Genomic DNA, 1,647 nt, shown 5'->3' with positions numbered 1-1,647 from the left:
CCTATATGGAGCAGCTGGCACCGCGGTACGAAGACCCGTCGGACTGGGCGGACCGGGGCGTTCAGGAACAGGATGTGCTGAACGCACTGGGGTTGATGCCGGAGGATCTGGATCCGCGCTTCTCTCCCAAGCTGGCCAATACCGGCAACAGTTTTGTGCTGGTTGCAGTCAAAGACGGTGCCGCGCTCAAGGCGGTGAAACCCGGCCTAGCGCAGCTCGAGGCCATCAGCGAAGCCTTGGATCTGATCGGCTTTTACGTGTTCACGACGGATCCCGGTGCTACTTCTGCTGACGCCACCGCTCGCATGTTTGCACCGCGTTACGGCATCAGCGAAGAATCGGCCACCGGCATGGCAGCCGGACCGCTGGCCTGCGCGTTGTATGACCACCTCGGCGTGCGCAGGCCAAAGCTGCTGATCGAGCAGGGCCACTTCATGGAGCCCGCTTCGCCCAGCGAGATCACGGTTGAACTGAACCTCGACGCAGGCCGGGTCACCGGGCTGATGGCCGGCGGCTACGGCGCGGTGATGAAGGAGCTGCAGATCAGTCTGGACCGCAGCCCGGCACCGGTCGCAGGAGGGGGAAATGATTGATCTTTACGGATGGACCACCGGTAACACTTACCGGGTGCTGATCGCACTGGAAGAAACCGGGCTGCCCTGCCGGACGGTTCCAGTGAATCTGCGCGAGCGGGACCAGGACAGGCCGGGGTTCCTGGCGCTCAACCCGATGGGCCAGGTGCCGCTGATCATCGACAACGAAGGCCCTTGCGGCCGCAAGATCACCCTGAGCCAATCCATGGCGATCCTGCAGTATTTGGCCGAAAAGTCCGGCCAGCTGCTGCCAGCCGCCCGGGCGGACCGCGCCCACGCGCTTGAAGCCCTGAGCCTAGTGATGACCGACCTGGTGGCACCCGTCAATTTCGGGCTCAGCCTGGAGCGCGAAGAGGGCAGCAGCGCTGGCCTGGCCTTTGGCGAGGCGCGGGCAATGCGCGCGCTTGCTGGCATCGAGCAGCGACTCGGCGCATGCAGCTTTCTAAGCGGCGGCCGTTTCGGTGCAACTGACTGTGCCGCTTTTCCCATGATCCACCTGCTGGGCACCGGCCGCCTGAAGGACTTGCCGGCCACCCTGCGCTGGTACCGCGAGGCGCAGGAGCGCGCATCGGTGCAGCGCGCGCTTGCAGCCATTTTCTGACCTGATGAAAGGAGATCAACATGTGTGGCAATCATCAGAACTTCGACGCTTATGCCTTTTCCAAGCAGCCCGGCTTTGACGAAGCGGCGGTGCGCAAGGAATTCGCCAAGGCGGTGCCGCTGAAAACCGTGGTCGTCTATTGCTATGACCCGCGCATCGCCCAGGTGCCGCGGCTGGTGGCCGAAGAATTCGGCCAGACCCACCCCGGAGAGATCGTCACCGACGGCAATGGCAGCAAGATCGCTTCGACCACGAATGTCTTCGAGGTTTGTGTGGCAGGCGGCCGGGCCTATGACGCCCTGCGCTCCGTCACAGTGGCGCAGCATCTGTTCGGGATCGAGAACATCGTCATCGTTCACCACACCCATTGCGGCGCTACCTCGTTCACCAAAGAGGGGATAATTGACGCCTACAGACAGGAGCACGATGCCGATATTGAACCGTTGTACCCCG

Annotated in this window: 3 protein-coding genes; all 3 read left to right on the top strand. The window is 63.0% G+C overall.

Annotated elements, in window-relative coordinates; all coding sequences use genetic code 11:
* Positions 1-593 (top strand): PhzF family phenazine biosynthesis isomerase (locus A2I95_RS36275; protein WP_291737353.1); only part of this gene is annotated, 593 nt, incomplete at its 5' end.
* Positions 586-1,194 carry a glutathione S-transferase family protein gene (locus A2I95_RS36270; protein WP_291737352.1) on the top strand — a complete coding sequence of 203 codons (609 nt, stop codon included), beginning with the start codon at positions 586-588 and terminating at the stop codon, positions 1,192-1,194. The genes A2I95_RS36275 and A2I95_RS36270, both read left to right, overlap by 8 nt.
* 20 nt (positions 1,195-1,214) lie before the next feature.
* The coding region (locus A2I95_RS36265; protein WP_367153200.1) for a carbonic anhydrase at positions 1,215-1,647 on the top strand (433 nt) is incomplete at its 3' end.

The organism is Leisingera sp. F5, assembly GCF_001593695.1.
The sequence above is the reverse complement of the archived record's forward strand: the minus strand, read 5'-3'. Positions and strand labels throughout refer to the sequence as shown.